An 18,986-nucleotide genomic window follows, 5' to 3' on the forward strand; every position below is an offset into this window, starting at 1 on the left:
AAGAGGGATGTACAGGGCGCCGTGATAATCTTCCGGTTAACACGGCGCCGGCTATACGTTTTATTGCTGGGCCTGTACCCCACCTACCGTGGCGGCTGCAGGAGCAGCCACATTGGGCGTCAGACTTAGATATGGGCTGAGATAAGTTGGGTTGAATACCGTTGGAGTAGCAAGTCCTGTTACAACAGGTGGCATTACCGGGCCGGTAAGGTGCGTACCTGCAAAGCTCACAATGTTGTTATAATCATTTGCACCAACGAAATTGGTATATGCCGTGATACTACGTCCGGTTTCATTAGCGAGTGACTGCACCGCTGCCGGGTCATGCGCTACGTTGCATGCAAGTACCATGGCCCTTCCACCGGCAGTACTCTGTATTGTAGGCGCCAGCTCTCCTACCGGCACCAACGTACCGCCTACATCTACCATGCCTGGCACACCATGCGTACTCAACACCTGTACGCCTCTAGGCACCGTTGGTGCAAACGTAGCTCCCTGTCCTGCTAAAGCCGGGTCGGGAGACAACATCCGGTAAGATCCGGAGGAGAACCGGGAAATGCCGAACCTGGCTACCCCTGTTCCCAACTCTGCTACATTTCCGATCAGCGCGCCTCTTTCCAGCCCCTGTTCGCCATCTACCGCCACGCCCACGGTACCGCCTACCAATCCACCCGGTGAACTGAGGGAAGACACGGTACTCAATGCGTGTCTCATCTCCTGGTCTTGCGCTGCGGTAGTACCCCCGCTATAGGAAACACCTAATTGCACTGCACTCGCGGTCGTTACCGCTACACCGCCTGCTGTGGCCATGGCGCCTGCTGCCAGCACCAGCAAAGGCGTGGCGGCACCGGCAGTGAAGATGGTAAGCAAACCGGCGCCCAACAATAACAGGCCACCGAGTAAGGTAGCTCCACCACGGCTCCAGAACGAACGTTCTCCACCACCTCCTCCGCTGCCGCTGCCTCCCGGTGTGCCGTTAGGACTGCCGCCAGATGTACCCTGCGGGCTGCCACCGGCACTGCCTTGCGGACTACCTCCCGGTACTCCGCCCGGAGATCCGCCCGGGCTGCCCCCAGGCCCTCCTCCGGGAGATCCTCCGGGTGTGCCACCTGCAGCGCCTCCCGGCGTACCAGTAGGGCCGCTTTGCGGATGTGTATCCGGTGGTGGCGCACCCGCATCTCCCCCACTACCGGCGCCAGCGCCTGTAGGCGGCGGTGTGGTACCGGAACCTGAACCGGAACCCGACCCGCCTCCACTGGGATGTGTAGCACCTGAACTATGGTGACTACTACCACTTCCCCGCGGTATGCGGTAAAGATTGTCATCACCGAAATTCCACCTGCCGCCGGTACCACTCGCATTCGGTTCCCAGGTAGGCATCCTGCGGAAATCATATCCCTGTTTTCTCAATACATTCCTGATATCCGATTCTGTTTCGCGGCCGGTAGCATGACCAGAAATCGTTACCCGTCCCCCATCGGTACCGGTAGGGTCCTGTATCATCACCGGGTTATTGGAACAATAGCAATACAAATTCAATCCATCTACAAACCCCGCAGGATCGCTGCTGATCCAACGCCCAAGCCAGGCCGCATAGTAACGCGCGCCGAAATAATAAAAACCTGTTTCCTCATCTCTTTCCTTACCGCAGAAACGATATCGCTTCATACTAAGGTCAGCACCGGGCTTGGCAATACGATAAGCAGACGTACCGAAAGGATGATATTCTTCATAAGAGATCACGTCTCCTGTACTGTTGGTTTCCATCACTGCGGAACCAATATGGTTACCATACTGATAGCGTACTACCGGGGCGTTTAATGCTGTACCCGGGTCGCTGCCCAGCGTATCAATGGTTTTGGTATCTACCTGGGCAATGACGCCGGCATTATCTGCTATCCGCAATGTGTACCGCTCAAAATCGGGCGTCCCCATCCCGGTACTTTCCTGATAGATTTCCACCGCACCGAGATAAATACGCTGCAGCTTTTTTCCGCCGATGCGTTCTATAATTTTCCGGCACCGTTGCCCGCCGGAGCCATATACATAATAGGCCTGTCCACCACCACCGAGGTTAACACCGCTCAGCTGAGACTGGAAATTCCAGGTCAGGCTGTTGGGCGCCGATAAATGCGGCATGGAAGCCATATTCCCTCCTGCATTATGCACATAGGTACCTGAAAATATGCCTGGCCCATCGCCCGGCATACTGGTGGCCTTTAACCGGTTGGTCACGTTGGATGGATCATCCTCGTATTCATAGCGATACCGCTGCTGCCAGGTGGCAGCGGGGGCATTGTGTTTCAGCCACCGGATATTACCACAATCATCAAAATCATATTGCTCCGTATACATCCTCACCGCCGTACTGTTATTCATTTCCGGCAATTGCGGAATAAATGCGATGTCCATATTGTTACGCTGTGTATCCATCGACAAGCCGGCGTGCTCTCTGCCACTGGCTTTTGTCAATTGATAAATGGCATTGTATTCAAACTTTGACTCAGGGTATACTACAGTATTCTTAAAAAAATGTGTTTGTTGTGCATCATCCCTGATCTGGGTGATGTTACCAATTGGATCGTATGTGAACGAAATATTTTGCAGCGCTTCCGGCGCGGTATCTGTATCCTTTTGCAGCGTTAGCAAATCCGTCAGACGGAAGGTAAGCGGATCATAGAAATATTTCGTTATCGTGCCATTTCCATATTGTGCCATTTGCCTTTGCCCTCTTGCATCGTAGTCCTGGTTCTTCAGGAAGGGTATAAACGCCCCAACCCCTCTGGGTTTCACATTCAGGGTAGCAATAAAATTGGCTTCATTGTAGATTGGCTGTACAATGGATTGATCCGGCAAGGTAGCCGTCATAGGCCGGTTCAGCGCATCGAAGGTACCGGCCGACCTATAAATAGTCGTTTCCAGCAGGGGGTCAGCAGCGGTAAGAATATCAGGAATGACGATGAGCCCTTTCAATGGTGTCCAATCTATCAGCTGCTGATAATCTTTGGTTAACCTTTTCTCAGCTGCTGTAGTGTTACCTTTAAAATCGATGCCTTTGATCGTACTTACTCCACTTTGGTCGTATACCTGGTATATCTTGCCTTTCATGTTGAGCGCCCTGGCCTGTGCATCGGGAAACAAGTCGCCGTACACCACGCGGGCATACAACCATTCAGTAGCACCCACTTTCAGATAGCTGCTCACTGGCCTGTCGAGGTCATCGAACTCAAAACGATAGTACTGTCCGCCACCATTCCACATTTTATATATACGGCCCTGCACGTCCTGGAATACCCATTTCTCGCCTTTCTCCGCTGTTTTGGAATACATAGGTCCGCCTGCCATGTTGCTGGCGCCAAAGCTGATCAATCGCTTCAGCTGATCAAACGATTTTGAGTACCGCCCTAACGCATCTGTTTCCACCCATACGGCAGTAGTTTTACCAGCACCATAATCTGATACGGTCATCAATGGCCGGCCGATGGCATCGGAGTGAAACATGGCCGGTGTAAGGTTATGGCGTATAGTAAGCCAGGCAGCCCTTGTTTCCGGATCGGAAGGTTCCGGATCGCCTGATAAAGGGCTTCCCCGGTCGCTATACCACTGACTGGCGGCTACGTTATCATTTACATCAAAAGACTTAAAATACCAGGGGGTAAATTCAATATGGGAAAATGTGCCGTTCGGGAAAACAGTTTTTATTAAGCGTCCGGTAGGATCATAATAACGGGTAGCAGTGACGCCGGTTTCCACCAGCTCAGCTTCTGATTCATAGTCAAACGTAGTACTGAAATAAGGCTCATATTTCTTTACCGCGTTGCCTTTGTTGTTATAGATGGTCCGGCCGTTGCCTACCCAGCGGGGATTGGCATCTACTTCGTCTACTGTATGGGTAACATTGTTCCATACTTTGGCCTTGCCGGGATTCACCTGGTTCTTGGTCATGATAACAGCGCCGCTGCCATTGGAATAAGCGTAACTTTCCTGCCACCGTGGGTTGGCGGCGCCATGCTGTTCCCTGCTGAAGCAGTGTACATAATTAGGTTTGCCATTATTCACCCAGTTAAACAAGTCGTACTCCATGCGGTTGGTCGGATCTGCCAGGGTATCACCATCGCTGCTACCGGCTTTGCCCATCACAGCAATTTTAACAACAAATCCCAGCTCGTCGGTTTCCACAGCAGAGCGGTTGCCATTGATATCGGTAATCTGGTGAGGCTTTAATACGCGGTAGTCATTATCTGCCTTAACGGTATTCCCGATGGCATCCGTGCTGCTTTCCACCAGTATATGCAGGGCATCGTATTGTATATGATGCTCCCTGCCAAATACATCTTTGGTGCCGGTGGGGATGTAAAAATCTGCTGCCGGTGTAGCAGAAAAAATATCCGTCCCGGAGGGAGCCCACCAGTGTACATCGGCTTCTGTGTGGGTATAACCTGCGTTTGCCAGCATAGAGGAAGTTACTTCCGTACCATAGTATTTGGTCACCAGGTTTTGGGTAAACGTGAGCTGGTATTTTTTATGGACAAATCCAAGCGAAGAAAGCGTGCCTAATGCCAGGGGACCTGATAAATCATCTTTCAGGTAGTAGATGCGGCCATGCGCGGATAATCTCTTCTGTACACCTCCACTGAATTCTTCTTCGTACTGGATAACAGTAGCGGCAGGTATTCCTGCCAGGTCAGTTCTATGCAGGTAAAAGCCCGGAGGTTGACTGATACCACCTACTTCGTAAGCGCGCGATTCGCATTGCTCGCGAAGGCGGTAGGTATCCTCTGCGATCACATCTTTCGTATATCCTGTTTCGTTATAGGTAATGTGGAGTTGTCGTTGTTCGTCCCATACTTTATCGGGGATATCGTTGGGTGCAGCGGGCCGGCTTAACCGCGGATATATTACCGCAGCAGCTTTCGTTGTATAGCCCAGGTCGTCTGTTTCCAATACAAAGGAATGGGCAATACGGGGGTCTGCCGGGTTTCTTTCATAGGCATAAGTAATACTTTCCGATGGCAGCAGCTGGAAAGACGCATAACGGTTACTTCCTTTGGGCTGAATCAGGCGTATTTCATTGTTGGCCTGCATGGCAGTATAGGGATAGGACCGTTGCGGGCTGCCATCAAACGCATATACTTCTGTGCGCAGGTGCTGTCCTTTGCAGGCACGTAATGCTTCATGGATTTCGTAGGGCTGCAAACCCACCGGCAATATCGGATCTGGCATGTCGTAAGGCGTAATGCCATTAAAATACTCTGCGGCACATTGGTGCAACAGTCGCTGATTGGCCAGGTAAGCACCGGTATGGAACCAGGAAATGGTGGTAACGGGTGGTTGGTGCAGATCTTCTTCTACCACGTTCAACGCCACATTGACTACAAACTGGCTGAATACTTCGGTATCATCCTGCTCTACCCGGGCAAATCCCCGGAATTCTTTCTCTGTAGCATCGTAATAGCCGTGGCGATAACGGTAGGTGTTGGTAAAAATAGTTTCCCGTATCTTATCGGCAGTGGTGACGCGGGAAATACAATGCACCGGGAATGGGAGCTTCGTGATCCAGGGAATACCTCTCCCTTTATCTTCCAGGTAGTAGAAGGTAGAAGATTTATATTCGATGGTCACTTCCCTCCCGCAATTATTTTTATACCCAATCAGCAATGCCGGTTTCCTGCTTCCCATCAGGTCGATATACTGCAAGGGGTTACTGGCTATCGGCGACGCATATACGATAGCGGCAGTACCTGCCCCAAGGAAATCCATCACCGCTATATGCGACATTTGGTCTACTGCGGGAAAAGCGGTGATCACTTCCGGCGCAGCTGCCCATTCGTTACCATTCAGGTTCATCCATACACTGAAATTATTTTTACCCAGGTAGATCACATCTGTGGTACCGGAACCATCGATGTCTGCCAGCCTGAGGTAGGCGGGATTGAACTGCTCGGGATAATCGAATACCGGTGCATGGTCCATATTTACTTTGGCGCCAAACCGGCCATAACCCAGGTTGGGCCAGTAGCAAATCTCCCCGTTCCGGACACGTACAATGTCGGTCAAACCGTCGCCGCTCATATCTGCGAGGAAAATACATTGTTCCTGGTCTGTAAAAACGATGGCTGGTCCCTGCTCTTCATCCGTTGCTTTTATCACGGTTTCCGGTACTTCAAAGCCTTTTTCTCCTGCGCCGGCATACCAGCGGAACTGGTATTCATCGGTATAGAGCATATCAGGTATATGATCGCCGGTGAGGTCAATAAAGCGCATATTCTTTTCTTTCGGATAGAGCACCGGCGCTTGCTCGAAGTACTTCATGCCTTCCCAGGTGGCGTCTTCGGTCAGCTTAAAGAAACCGTTGAATTTTTTATCTACCTGTACCAGGTACTTGATACCATTGCCTTCCAGCTCCTGTATCATCACGCCTTTGTTGAGGCCTCCATAGGATGGCCGGGGGGCTACCGGTTTTGCAGGAGAAAACTGCCCGTTGCCGAGGTTGGATTTATAATACCATCCGCCGCCCTGTTCCGTGAGAATACCGGCGATTCCTTCGCTATAGAGATCTACCCATAGATAGGTTTTATCATCGATGCCTACCGGGGCGTGGACCAGGTTATCGGGACTTACCGCCTGTACGCTGGTATTCCATTCATGCGATTGGTATTGCAGTTCCAGTTCGGGGAAATATTTTGTACGGTAAGCGTTGGCGCCGGCATCCCAAAGATGCCCGTTCTGCCGGGCTTTCACGAGAAAGGAATAACCATTTACCTGGCTGCCATTACCCGTGAGCGGAAGATTATCATCGTAAAACAGTTGCAACGATTTTACCAGGCAGGGATTTATAGGTAGCTGTTCCGCTGGAAAGCAATGAAACATCATTACCCGGCAGCACCTGCGATAGGTGCGAATTTCGAAGCCTGACCGGTAGGAAGAAAAGGGATCTTTCCGGCAGGTCCAGCTATTCTTTTCCTGGTCTATATCTTTCGGGATATTGGTAGCGGTATCATGTTCGCCATAGTCGAAAATGACTTTGAAGAGAAAATCCTTTTCATCCGGTAACGGATCGCCCAGGTACCACGCTTGCTTGTTTCCGTACAATATCTGCTTAATATATAACTGTGTACAATGATGAAGGCGGTGAATTTCGTTTTGCTGCGCAGTAATACCGGCAAAATCTTCTTGTTTATATACCAGTTGTACCAGGTTCCCTTTGTCATCGTGTGTGCGGCAAAGCATCCATTTAAACACGCGGCTTCCGTTATCGGGGTCAATCACCTGGCTGTTGGTGGTAAGCCCATAATAAGAAGTATGGTTATCGGCTGAAATGATGCGCCAATGTACCTGGGCAGTGCTGGTATCTGTCCATTTTTCGATACGGGTAAAGGTGCCTTCTACCCGCGGGCGATAGCGCATCACCACGTAGGAGGTGCCATCTACCGTTCTGGGAACGGGTATATTTTTCCACTCGCTGCCATTCCATTCCAGCAGGGGTACCAGGTCTTCAGCGCCGGATAAAACGAAGATATCTGACTCTTCGGCATCGCGGTATCGGGGTAGCCCATCTTCAGTTTTCCGGCTGATACACGGGATGGTTACTTCCCAGCCCAGTCCGAAGCTGCTGTTGCCACTACCGGAATGATACGACATCTCAAAACCCGGTAGGTAGCCGTTACGGCCGGGGCTGTATGGAATGGGAATGGAAAAAGCGGCAGTGCCGGTGACAGCGTTTACGTTAAATTTCTCATCAATACCTTTAATAGCTCCCCCTCCTTTTGGCAATGCAACAACGGGCATCTGTATATCGCCGGGAGAAGATGAGGCGGAATCGTTGTTAGATGAGAATACGCTCTGTCCGCGATAATCCTGAGGATTACCCGTTTTTTTGGGGTCATGAAGAGGCATAATCTACTTTTTACTTTTTGGGGTTTCTGTAATAAAAATAAATCTTTTCTTGTAACCGGGTATCTTTTTTTTCAGGTATTGCAAAAAATTAATTCAGGGGAGAACAGTATCAATATGTACATTATACACAAACCAAAAGCCATAATGCTGGGCTGGCTTTTACCTGGTCTGTTTATAGATGTTTATGATTTTAAAAAAGTATAACCGTAAACGTTAGTAATCATTATTTATTGTCCATACGCCGGAAAGGGAATATTCGCCTCTCGTAATAATTGAATGGTATCTGCTTTTACACCTCTTGTGTGCTGCGCATACTGCAACAGGGATTGCCCTTTCTCATTCTGTAAAATGCTTAGCTGTCGCTTATAATTCTTCAGGAAAGGCGCTAGCAGTTGTTTTTCATTCCTCGTCACCAGGCTAAACAACATTCCTGGAATATGCCTGATCATCCCGGCAATTAACCAATGTGGCCCTGGAGAAAAGGAGGCCTTAAAGATCTTTCTCCCGGTATTTGAAGCGGAAAAATTATTGAGCAGGATATTTAATGGGGCTGGTATCATAGCTTTTTCCCACGCTTGCAGGTATCTCATTAACAGTGGATGTTCGTTTGGAAAAAGCAGGTTAATCCACTTTTCATCTTTCGTCCTTCCCAGGAAGCTGCTTACCGAGCCCATGTCAGACCATTCGCTTTCCGGGTACGAAGTACTGAAAGGAAGGAAGCCAAGGCTAATCATCGTGCAGGTAACTTTATCATGGATGGGCGCTACTACCTCATAATTACCATAGCCGGTAGCATGCAACCCGAAGAAAAGGGCAAAGGGATCGAGGTTATGGTATTTCGCAGCCATAACTTCCGGCTTTTCTATTAACCACAAAAACACCTGGTAACAGGCCATGTATTGCTCCTGGGTGGTTGCACAGGTATCGCCTTCTCTTAACCCCCAACCGAGACCCACACACGCCAACTCGAGGCACACACTTCCTCCATTGCCCATATATGCTTTCTGGGAGTAGACATCTGCATCTGCGATGATGGTGAGTTGCACCAGCTCCAGCGTTAACGCCAGCACTTGCCGATCTTCGATATCCATCATACTTTTTACCACCATGGCCAGGTTAAATTCTCCCAACTCATAATTATTGAGCGATCGCGCCGATGCACCTTGCTGATATAATTGGCGGAGGGACATCATCACCTGGTCTAAGTCTGGCTTTTGAGCCGACCAAAAGTACGCACAAATATCCCTGGCAAAGAGCAGGTTTACCTGTTCATCCAATACTTTCCTGGTGGCATCATTCAGGGTTTTTCTAACCGCCGTCCACGCGGCTTTGTCGCTTTTGAGTGTTCTTTGTGATGCTTCTAGCTCCTGTCTTGCACTTATCAATGTAGCTATCGGGAAATTCTTCTTCATCCTGTATATTTTATCGGTAGCCGTCCTTTGAAACTGGCATACGTCTGCATTGGGTCAGCGGCAAAGATAAGTATTGTCTTAAAAAAACATCCGGCGTTACAGTAATGTTAAAGCTGTAAATACCATTAATTTTTCTTGTTAATCGGCTGTCTAAGAAGTGTACTTAAACCAAAAGAGTTATGAAACGGATATGCTTACTGGTATTTCTACTGTCAGTAATAGGTACCAGTGCTTTCGCAAATTTACCGGGCGGACACTTCAGAGGAGGAGGCTATGGACACAGTACAATCATTATTAACCGTGGTTATGGTGGTTATGGTTACTACAGCCCCTTCTACTCTCCATTCGGTTTCTATTATGGCTACCCTTACTATGCAGCGCCAGTAATACCCAGCAAACTGGATATGCAGATAGCGGATATCAGGAATGATTACGCCGATAAAATCAAATCTGTAAAACTGGATAACAGTCTTTCCCACCAGGAGAAACGGGAACAGATCAAACAGTTTAAAAGGGACCGGAATATGGATATCATGAATGCGCAGCGAAATTATTATAAGTCATAGCGTTGTTAAAAAAAGCCGGCGCATGGAGTCCCATGCGCCGGTTGTCATTACTGACAAATAGGTTGCCTACAGTACTAACATACCCAATAAGTAGCAGGACAGGTTTTGTGCTGTGTAATGGGTAGGGTGCGGTTATGGTCTTCCATCACAGCAGTTTGACTAAGCACAGCAACTTTGATTGTAGCCAATTTCAATTTGGCAGCAGGTTTCTTTTTCATAAATTACCGGTTTGAGTGATTAGAAATGCTAACAATTTAGTATAAAACAGACAGAGATAAAATCCTCCTTTTACGTGATTTTCCCTGCGGATATATTGCATAAATGAAAGGGGATAATGTTTCTATGCCAATCTCTATCATGGCGAAAATAACTTCACCGCCATATTTTTCGGCATTCTCATTATCTTTATCTGGTAAACTCATAAAAATGGGATTGGACCTATGGCATGTCAAGCCAACAGATAAAAAGCATGATTCAGTAGATTTTTTCTACGTAGATGAGTTAGAAGAATGTCCCCCACTTGTCGAGAATCACCGGCAGCTAATCTGCGACCTGGTAGAAGCCACTCACTACTTTACCATTTATATTTTCCAGGCAAATCAATATCTCAACTACTACATCAGCCGGTTTGATTATTCCGAAGCTGATAGCGCTTTGCTGGCTGGTAGCATACAGGATCTGGCGATGGATATCTTCAACATCGAAGCGGAAAGAAATCTTGATATTGAAGAGAAGATGATTACGGAAACACATTTAAGAGACAATACTGATCCCGGAGGTCCTCTGCTCTGGACTACTCAAATATCCTACCCTATTGCTTTTTCTAAACGGCAGGTCATCTATTTCGAAGAAGTTGGCTACCAAAGAAAAGGTATGAATATGCCATTCTACTCCGAATTTGTGAACTGCAAACCTTATTTTTATAAAGCAGATGTGTTGAAAGCCGCTTCTTACCTCGATATTGATCATCGTCCGGAGGTAACCGTGTACTTTCCAACGGAATTTATTGACAACTTTATAGAAGGAAAAAGTGTATTTTTCGCAAGCTGGTAAAATTACATTTATGACCTGGGAAGAAAGAAAAGCATTAGCAATGGCGCCTATTAATTGGGAAGGAGATCTTAAAGATGACTGCGCAGCTCAGTGGGCCGGCCTGTTACTGAGAGCAGAATGGATGGATCATTACCACTGGTGGTGGGCAGTTTATGATATGCACAACAATGAAGTAACCATTGACAGTTCCAATATGCGCTCTGAGAAATGTATCAGCGGAAAATCCGCCAGAGATAAGGCAGAAGCTACGGCAAAGGCATATATAGCCAATGGCCCTTCTGCAATACCTATTGAGTACTAGTAGGCCTTGGCATCCTTACCTGTCACCTCTCCCTCCAATAACTCCAACAACAACTTCTTCGCTTTCCCACTCTCCGACTTAAACCCAATAGACACCATGGCGGCACCTCCTATCCACATAATAAAAGGAACGAAGAAAGGCATTATTGTTAGTCCCGGCTTCAATAGATGTAAATGTGTGACGCCATACGACAGCATTCCGATGCATACCAGGGAAACAATACCCATCCACATTCCCATAAAAACAAGTACGGGGAGCGCCGGCGCCTGCCGGACCGATACCTCCGTTTTTCCCAGGTAGGTATTCATTTCTCCTTTTATGACTGGCAGGAAAGAATTCCTGTACTGGATGATTCTCGCTAACTCAAACTGGTTACCGGATACAGACCCTGTAAATAATTTACCCGCCGCGGGCCGTTCAGGAAACGAAAACGCTCTCGTCCTGGGTGCAGTACTATCCGCAATCCGTTTACCTATTTCGGGTATGCTCAGCTTCGTAACGAAGGTATATTGCTCGAAAGGGAGCAGGCTTTTAAGATTCATTTTCAAACAAAGGATAAGTAATCGCCAAGATAATCTTTTTATTGAAAGCACCGGAAGTGATAAGTTTGGGGCCGTTTCGATATGCATTATTAAAAACATTCCCTCCCCTGTGATTCCCGGGAAATTAAAAATCTTCCATAAGATTTTGCTACTTTAGCGACAAGGGGCTCTCCGGCATGCATGCGCAATCATATAATGATAAAGAACTTTTCCAGGCAATCTCTGAAGGTGATGAAAACGCCTTCAGGAAGCTTTTTCATATATATGTACCGCAATTCCGCGCCATAGCCCAGCACATCACTAAAACAGCGGCTGTTACCGAAGATATTATCCAGGAAACCTTCCTCCGGTTATGGATTAGCCGTGACAAGCTGCCCGACATCGAGCAGCCGCGATCCTGGATGCTGCGTATTGTTTTTTACCAGTCATTTACTTATCTCCGCAAGCAGGCGGTACATCATAAGGCCCTGGATACCCTGGCGCCCATTGAGCCAGCCTTCAGCATGGAGGAAAATATGGCCTATGCATCTATGATAAAGCAAGTAGGCATTGCCGTAGCCCAACTTCCTCCCAGGGCGCAACAGATATACCGGCTCAGCCGGGAACAGGGACTGAAGATACCGGAGATTGCCCAACAACTTTCCCTTTCCTCCAACACCGTAAAAAATTCCCTGGTACGTTCACTACAAGCTATCCGCAAGCACCTGGAAGCATCGGGGCATCTGCTCCCCGCCCTTATATTGTGGTTATTGCGACTCTAAAAAAAATTTCAGAACCATAGGTCCTAAATAATCGCTTGCGCGTCTGTTGATATAGAAGGGACCTTGTCACATTGCATAAAATACCACGTTATCCACGTTTAGAATCATAAAACAACCAAAAAATTGTTGATACAAGAGCGTCTTACCTACCTGCTCCGGCAGGCATTGAATCACTCGGCCACTGATGCGGAGCTGCAGGAACTGTCTGACCTGGTCAGGGATGACCTTACCGGTGACATTACGCAGCAGCTGGAAATGTTGTTGCAGAATGATCTTCCGGCTGCCAGCTATGATGCTGCCTACTGGGATACTATCGCCAGTAAAATACTGGCAGCAGATCAACTCACCACCCCCACACCGGTTATTGCCCTGCCGGCCCGCCGGCCACTACGCTGGATACCCGCTGCTGCGGCTGTACTACTATTGCTATCGGCTGGCTGGTATGCATGGCAGCATAAGTCCCCGCAAGCACCCGCTGTTGCAACAACTACATCTGCGATCAAAAGCGATATAGCGCCCGGCGGCAACAAAGCCATGCTCACCCTGGCAGACGGCACACAGGTACCGCTGGACAGCACTGATGGCGAACCGTTGGCACAACAAGGCAATACCCGGATCAGCAGGCCTTCCGGCGGGCAACTGATGTATACTTCTGTAGCAGGCAACTCCAACACGGCGGGAGCGTTTTCCTACAACACCTTAAGCACGCCGCGGGGCGGGCAATTCCAGGTGACCCTGCCCGATGGCACCAAAGTATGGCTCAATGCCGCCAGCTCCCTCAGGTATCCCGTTGCTTTCAGCGGCCAAAGCAGGCAGGTGGCACTTACCGGTGAAGCCTATTTCGACGTAGCCCCTAATGCAGCCATGCCATTCAGGGTAACAACACGCACCGGGGGCGACAGTCTCGAAGTGACGGTACTGGGCACGCAGTTCAATATCATGGCCTATGAAGATGAAGGCCTCATAAAGACTACCCTGCTGGAAGGCGCCGTAAAAGTAAGTAACCACCGTAGCAGTCAACAGCTGGCCCCAGGACAAGGCGCCCAGCTAGATAAACAAAATCACCAACTGGCCATCGTACCACATGTGAATACAGAAGAAGCCATCGCCTGGAAAAACGGGTTCATACAACTGGAAGGCAACGACATTGCCTCCGCTATGCGCCTCATCGCGCGCTGGTATAATATGGAGGTGGTGTATAAAGCGCCTGTTACCGCACACTTCCGCGGTATCATACCCAGGAACGTACCGGTATCCCAGGTATTAAAAATGATGGAAATGACAGGAGAAGTGCATTTCGAGATCAGGGGAAGACAGATTATCGTGTCACCCTGACATTTACCTATACGTTAAAAAAACTGGTATCATGAGTCCTTAAGTTCCACTATCCCTTTACCCATACAGGCACAAAAAAACCGGAAGCGTTGCACCGCTCCCGGTAAAGCCTGGGTCTGTATGTAAAATCGCTTGTGACAATTATTCATTATTTACCCAAACCATACAAATGTATGCAATTGATGCTTTTTTCCCAAGGCAGGCAAACTTGTGCCGCATGGGGCAAAAAATTTCCACGATTATCTGCAAAAACGGTACTGATCATGAAATTAACGGTGCTTTTGATGACCATCACCCTGCTACAGGTCCACGCAGCAGGGTATGCACAAACAGTTACCCTATCACAACGCAATGCGTCCCTGGATAAAATTTTCCAGGAGATCCGGAAGCAAACCGGTTACAGTTTCCTGTATACAGATGAACAACTATTACAGGGAAGAAAAGTAAGTCTCCAGCTAAAAAATGTTCCCCTGGAACAAGCGCTGGACGCCTGCTTCCTGGATCAACCCCTCTCCTGGTCTATTTCCGATAAGGTGATCATCGTAAAACGGAAAGCCACACCCGGGGAAACAGCTCCCATCGTTGAAAAAGAAGTAAAAGGAAAAGTGACCAACGACAAAGGAGAGCCGCTTCCCGGCGCCACCATCCAGGTAAAAGGCACCAGCAAGGGCGTGGTGACCAACGAAAAAGGAGAATACACCATCGCGGTACCCAACGATAACGCTATATTGATCATCTCCTCCCTCGGTTATAACAAAATAGAAATACCGGTAGGCAACAGGAATGACCTGCCTGTTATGCTGCGTCCCTCCGCTTCCAATATCAACGAACTGGTGGTAGTAGGATACGGCGAACAGCGGAAAGGTAGTCTCAGCAGCGCTATTACATCTGTCTCTTCCAAAGATTTCCAGGATGCGCCGGTCAACCGGCTCGACCAGGTGCTGCAGGGACGTACCGCCGGTGTACAGGTCACCAATTCCGCCGGGGCGCCCGGAGGCGCCGTGCGTATACGTATCCGCGGTTCCAACTCTATCAATGGAGGCAATGATCCTATCTACGTAGTGGACGGCTTTGTAGGCGCAGACTTCTTTGCTATTAACCCCGATGATATCGAGTCGATACAGGTATTGAAAGATGCTGCTGCCACCGCCATCTACGGCAGCAGGGGCTCTAATGGCGTGATCCTCGTCACCACCAAAAAAGGTAATAAAGGCGGATTGAGCGTCAACTTCACCACCCGCTTGTCATCATCCACCGTATTGAAAAAACTGGACTTGCTCAATGCAGCCGATTTCGCAGAAACTGCCAATGCTCATGCGGTAGCCGTTGGTACCACACCTAAGTTTACCGATGCGCAGATCGCGGAGTTTCGTACCAAAGGTGGCACCAACTGGCAGGATGAAATCTTCCGCGTAGCGCCCACCCAGGAATATCTATTAAACCTCTCCGGCGGAAACGATAAATCCACTTATTTCATTTCCGGCAATTACCTGAACCAGGATGGGGTGATAAATAACTCTTCCTATAAACGCTATACGGTAAGATCCAATATTAATTCCAAGCTATCCGACCGGGTATCTACTTTCCTCAATATCACCGGTTCGTATAGCAGCTCACAAAATGTAGATATTCCTCCTGATGGCCCCAGCAGCCCCCTCGCACAAGCCATCACCTGGGCGCCTACCACGCCGGTGCGCAATGCCGATGGCAGCTACGTTATCAGCGACCCTGTAGGGTCTTTGTTTTATAACCCGGTAGCGCTCACCGAAAACAGGCTGGCAGTAAAAGATCGCATGCTCGCCAATATGATAGGTGGCTTCAAATTCAATATCATTCCCGGGCTTACGTTCAACCTGCAATACGGCGCCAATTACCTGCAAACCGACGACAAGAGTTTCGCCGGCAAAATCACAAACAACAATGTCTCCTCTTCCAGTATACGTTCGGGCAAAGACATCGTGTTACAGAATACCAACACACTGAACTACCGGAAAACATTCAACCAGGTACATAACATCGATATCACGGCGGTGATGGAATACCAGCAAGGAACTTCCAATTACTCATCTGCCGGCGCATCCAACCTTACCTATGAAAACTTCCAGTGGAATAACCTGGCACTGGGTACCCCTGGTAGCCCTTCCTCTGGTTATTCAAAATGGGCGATATTTTCCCTGGTAGGACGCGTGAACTACAGCTACCGCGATAAATACCTCGTATCAGCCGCTATCCGCCGCGATGGATCTTCCAAATTCCAGGGTAATAATAAATACGGCCATTTCCCTTCCGTTTCCGCCGGATGGGTGGTGAGCAACGAATCCTTTATGCAGGACCAGCATACTTTCAGCAACTTGAAAATACGCGGCAGTTGGGGACTTACCGGCAACCAGGCCGTTAGTCCCTATAGTACACTTTCATCCTATTCCAATATAGCCGCATCGTTTACCAACAACAGTCACCTCGTGGGCCTGATGATGGGCAACATCGGCAATCCTGACCTGAAATGGGAAACCACCGAACAACAAGATGTGGGAATAGATATCGGGTTATTAAAAGGTCGTGTAAACGTTACTGCAGATTACTTTGTAAAGAAAACCCGCGACCTGCTGCTGGTAGAAACCTTACCCATGTACCTCGGTGGTAACCCCATTACCAGGAACGTTGGCTCCGTACAGAATAAAGGCTGGGAATTTTCTATCGACGGCGATGTCATCAACCACGGTGCCGTGACCTGGAACACCGGATTCAACGTGTCTTTCAACCGGAACGAAGTGCTTTCCCTCGGCGAAGGAAAAACCCGCATCTTCGATCCTAACAACCGAAGAATAGGCGGTGGTATGTCGCCCCAATCAGAATTTGTGGTAATGCCTGGTCAGTCACTCGGCGCTATCTGGGGCCTCACTTACCTAGGCACCTGGAAACCCGGCGATGCCAAAGCCAGCCAGTACGGCGCCAAAGCCGGCGACTCCCGCTATCTCGACCTGGACAATAGCGGCACCATCGACGCCAACGACTATCATGTGATCGGTACCGGTATTCCCAAAACTTCTATCGGCTGGAATAATACCGTTGCCTATAAGAGATTTACGCTGAACTTACTGTTCCAGGGACTCTTTGGGTTTGACCGCCTGAACTACAACAGCGCCGCAGCCATGTACTATGGCGGCGATGCACGCGAAGCCACCCTGGCAGCCATCAAAGACCGCTACATTCCCGGTGTGAATGAAACCTCAGATATACCGGCGTTCAGCACCACCAACCGCAACTTCACGCAAAGCAGCCGTTTCTTGGAAAAAGGTGACTTCCTGCGCCTGAAGAATGTGAGCCTCGCTTATACCCTTCCTAAATCAGCGCTGAAAAATGCGCTTGGCGTTAAGGTATTTATCAGCGCTACTAACCTGTTGACCATCACCAACTACAGCGGCCTGGATCCGGAAAGCAATTCATCTGCAGGCGATATCAGGCAGGGTATTGACTATGGCACTTATCCAAATGTAAAAACCATTACCGGTGGCGTAACACTCAGCTTTTAAAAAATAACGGTCATGACTAAACGATACAATATGAAACATACTATATACCTGGTACTCTGCCTCATGCTGGCGGCGGGGTGCAGCAAACAGCTAAATGAAGAGCCTCGTGGACTGGTAGCCGGCAAGGACGCCCTCAGCAGCCAGGCAGGTCTGGAAGCCGTATTGTCCGGCGCCTACGGCAGCCTGCTGGTACCATGGACCAGTGGCTTTACCTCCGTGGCACAAATAGCCATGACGATGGGCGGCGATGACCTTACCACCCACGCTGGCTCCAACAAGGAAGAATTCAGGGAATTCGACCGCTTCAACGTTTCTTCCCTGAATGGCCGGATGCCCCCCATCTGGTTAGGATGTTACAAAACCATACAATCTACCACCAATATCATCAACAACTATACGGCCGTACAGGGAGGAAATCCCGACAGTATCCGCGCCATGGTGGGTGAAGCCAGCTACCTGCGGGGGCTCTGCTACTACTGGCTCACCAGGCTGTGGGGAGAAGTGCCGATCATCCCTTCCGAAATATACTCGCCAGATTATCTCACACTGAAAAAGAGCAAACCTGCCGAAATATATGCCCTGATAGAAGCAGACCTGAAAAGAGCAGAAGAATGGATGCCCAATGCCCGCCGCAGCTCTGGCCGCCCGAATAAAGGCGCCGCCAAAGCCCTGTTGGCAGATGTTTATCTCACGGAAGCCGGATGGCCGCTGAAAAACCAGTCAAGGTATGCACTGGCAGCTGCTAAAGCCAAAGAAGTGATTGACAATAAAACGTTGTATGGATTTGATCTTTACCAGGGCGATTACCTGAAGATCTTCGCCGGCGGCACCGTGGAAGACGTATTCACCCTCTTCACCCGCGGACAGTGGATCACCTATAACTCTTTCTATGGCTTGTCTACCATGCCTGAAGATGAAGGTGGCTGGAGCGACTTCTTCCCGGAGCTCAACTTCTTCAACAATTTCCCGGCAGGCACCCGGAAAGATGCCACTTTCAGCACACAGTTTACGCTGAGCGACGGCAAAACCATTTCCTGGCAACAAACCAGCACCAAACATCCTTACTATAAAAAATTCACCATCCAGTCAGGCGCGCGCAATGTGTATATGTCCGCCAATCCCGTAATTATGATGCGATACGCACATGTACTGCTGATTTACGCAGAAGCCCAGGCACGGTCTGCCGGCGCACCTAACAGCGACGCCTATACGGCTATTAATGCCGTGCGTCAGCGCGCCGGACTGGCTAACCTGCCAGCAGGTATGTCCGGCGCTGATTTTGCCACCGCGGTGGTAAATGAACGCGCCTGGGAATTTGCCGGCGAATGGAACCGTTGGTTCGACCTGGTAAGACTGGAACAGGTAGAAGCAGCCAATGCCAATAAAAATCCGGGAGATCTGCCACCTTCCGGTACCATTACCAAAGCGAATTACTGGATGCCCATACCCGGTGCAGATGCTGTAATAAACCCGAATTTATGACCTTTTAGATGAGCAAATGATCCTATGTAAGTAATCCTCTAACCACGTAAACAAAACCCGAAAACCCGGATCAGCCCCGCATAAAGCGGGACTGATCCATCCACC

Annotated in this window: 12 protein-coding genes; 7 read left to right on the top strand and 5 right to left on the bottom strand. The window is 49.2% G+C overall.

The features are described 5' to 3' along the window. Positions 1-60: 60 nt before the first annotated feature. Positions 61-7,896 carry a SpvB/TcaC N-terminal domain-containing protein gene (locus HGH90_RS02350; RefSeq protein WP_169190300.1) on the bottom strand — a complete coding sequence of 2,612 codons (7,836 nt, stop codon included), beginning with the start codon at positions 7,894-7,896 and terminating at the stop codon, positions 61-63. A gap of 227 nt (positions 7,897-8,123) precedes the next feature. Continuing rightward, positions 8,124-9,308, bottom strand: coding sequence for a hypothetical protein (locus HGH90_RS02355; protein ID WP_169190301.1), 1,185 nt, complete (start codon positions 9,306-9,308; stop codon positions 8,124-8,126). A gap of 179 nt (positions 9,309-9,487) precedes the next feature. Here HGH90_RS02355 and HGH90_RS02360 point away from each other — a divergent pair, with 179 nt between their 5' ends. Further along, positions 9,488-9,874: a hypothetical protein gene (locus HGH90_RS02360; RefSeq protein ID WP_169190302.1), complete on the top strand. Its 387-nt coding sequence runs from the start codon at positions 9,488-9,490 to the stop codon at positions 9,872-9,874. A 74-nt stretch (positions 9,875-9,948) separates the two neighbouring features. Here HGH90_RS02360 and HGH90_RS02365 read toward each other — a convergent pair whose 3' ends face one another. Both HGH90_RS02365 and HGH90_RS02370 read right to left on the bottom strand, forming a co-directional pair. Beyond that, entirely contained in the window at positions 9,949-10,092 is a 144-nt protein-coding gene (locus HGH90_RS02365) for a hypothetical protein (protein ID WP_168763403.1), read from the bottom strand. A gap of 36 nt (positions 10,093-10,128) precedes the next feature. Beyond that, on the bottom strand, positions 10,129-10,296 hold the full coding sequence (locus HGH90_RS02370; RefSeq protein WP_169190303.1) for a hypothetical protein: 168 nt from the start codon (positions 10,294-10,296) through the stop codon (positions 10,129-10,131). A 4-nt stretch (positions 10,297-10,300) separates the two neighbouring features. Between HGH90_RS02370 and HGH90_RS02375 the strand changes: the two genes are divergently transcribed. Together HGH90_RS02375 and HGH90_RS02380 are read left to right on the top strand one after the other, a co-directional pair. Further along, a complete protein-coding gene (locus HGH90_RS02375; RefSeq protein WP_169190304.1) occupies positions 10,301-10,927 on the top strand; it encodes a hypothetical protein in 627 nt (208 codons plus the stop codon). 10 nt (positions 10,928-10,937) lie between these two features. Beyond that, positions 10,938-11,228, top strand: a complete 291-nt coding sequence (locus HGH90_RS02380; RefSeq protein ID WP_168763406.1) for a hypothetical protein — start codon at positions 10,938-10,940, stop codon at positions 11,226-11,228. Here the strand turns inward: HGH90_RS02380 and HGH90_RS02385 are convergent. Further along, positions 11,225-11,770 carry a hypothetical protein gene (locus tag HGH90_RS02385; RefSeq protein WP_168763407.1) on the bottom strand — a complete coding sequence of 182 codons (546 nt, stop codon included), beginning with the start codon at positions 11,768-11,770 and terminating at the stop codon, positions 11,225-11,227. The two genes, HGH90_RS02380 and HGH90_RS02385, sit on opposite strands and share 4 nt — an antisense overlap. Positions 11,771-11,946: 176 nt before the next feature. Between HGH90_RS02385 and HGH90_RS02390 the strand changes: the two genes are divergently transcribed. The 4 genes from HGH90_RS02390 to HGH90_RS02405 all read left to right on the top strand — a co-directional run bounded on the left by HGH90_RS02390 (position 11,947) and on the right by HGH90_RS02405 (position 18,881). Beyond that, positions 11,947-12,531: an RNA polymerase sigma factor gene (locus HGH90_RS02390; protein WP_168763408.1), complete on the top strand. Its 585-nt coding sequence runs from the start codon at positions 11,947-11,949 to the stop codon at positions 12,529-12,531. A gap of 123 nt (positions 12,532-12,654) precedes the next feature. Beyond that, positions 12,655-13,866, top strand: coding sequence for a FecR family protein (locus tag HGH90_RS02395; RefSeq protein WP_169190305.1), 1,212 nt, complete (start codon positions 12,655-12,657; stop codon positions 13,864-13,866). A gap of 263 nt (positions 13,867-14,129) precedes the next feature. After that, positions 14,130-17,399 (top strand): TonB-dependent receptor, encoded by a 3,270-nt coding sequence (locus HGH90_RS02400; RefSeq protein WP_169190306.1) that lies wholly within the window; start codon positions 14,130-14,132, stop codon positions 17,397-17,399. Between the two features lie 30 nt (positions 17,400-17,429). Beyond that, on the top strand, positions 17,430-18,881 hold the full coding sequence (locus HGH90_RS02405) for a RagB/SusD family nutrient uptake outer membrane protein (RefSeq protein ID WP_169190307.1): 1,452 nt from the start codon (positions 17,430-17,432) through the stop codon (positions 18,879-18,881). The last annotated feature ends 105 nt before the right edge of the window (positions 18,882-18,986 follow it).

The organism is Chitinophaga sp. Ak27 (genome assembly GCF_012726295.1).
Taxonomy (GTDB): domain Bacteria; phylum Bacteroidota; class Bacteroidia; order Chitinophagales; family Chitinophagaceae; genus Chitinophaga.

Excerpts from the sequence above, each read along its gene's own strand:
- HGH90_RS02350 (WP_169190300.1), bottom strand. The coding sequence starts at position 7,896 with ATGCCTCTTCATGACCCCAAAAAAACGGGTAATCCTCAGGATTATCGC.
- HGH90_RS02355 (WP_169190301.1), bottom strand. The coding sequence starts at position 9,308 with ATGAAGAAGAATTTCCCGATAGCTACATTGATAAGTGCAAGACAGGAG.
- HGH90_RS02360 (WP_169190302.1), top strand. The coding sequence starts at position 9,488 with ATGAAACGGATATGCTTACTGGTATTTCTACTGTCAGTAATAGGTACC.
- HGH90_RS02365 (WP_168763403.1), bottom strand. The coding sequence starts at position 10,092 with ATGAAAAAGAAACCTGCTGCCAAATTGAAATTGGCTACAATCAAAGTT.
- HGH90_RS02370 (WP_169190303.1), bottom strand. The coding sequence starts at position 10,296 with ATGAGTTTACCAGATAAAGATAATGAGAATGCCGAAAAATATGGCGGT.
- HGH90_RS02375 (WP_169190304.1), top strand. The coding sequence starts at position 10,301 with ATGGGATTGGACCTATGGCATGTCAAGCCAACAGATAAAAAGCATGAT.
- HGH90_RS02380 (WP_168763406.1), top strand. The coding sequence starts at position 10,938 with ATGACCTGGGAAGAAAGAAAAGCATTAGCAATGGCGCCTATTAATTGG.
- HGH90_RS02385 (WP_168763407.1), bottom strand. The coding sequence starts at position 11,770 with ATGAATCTTAAAAGCCTGCTCCCTTTCGAGCAATATACCTTCGTTACG.
- HGH90_RS02390 (WP_168763408.1), top strand. The coding sequence starts at position 11,947 with ATGCATGCGCAATCATATAATGATAAAGAACTTTTCCAGGCAATCTCT.
- HGH90_RS02400 (WP_169190306.1), top strand. The coding sequence starts at position 14,130 with ATGAAATTAACGGTGCTTTTGATGACCATCACCCTGCTACAGGTCCAC.
- HGH90_RS02405 (WP_169190307.1), top strand. The coding sequence starts at position 17,430 with ATGAAACATACTATATACCTGGTACTCTGCCTCATGCTGGCGGCGGGG.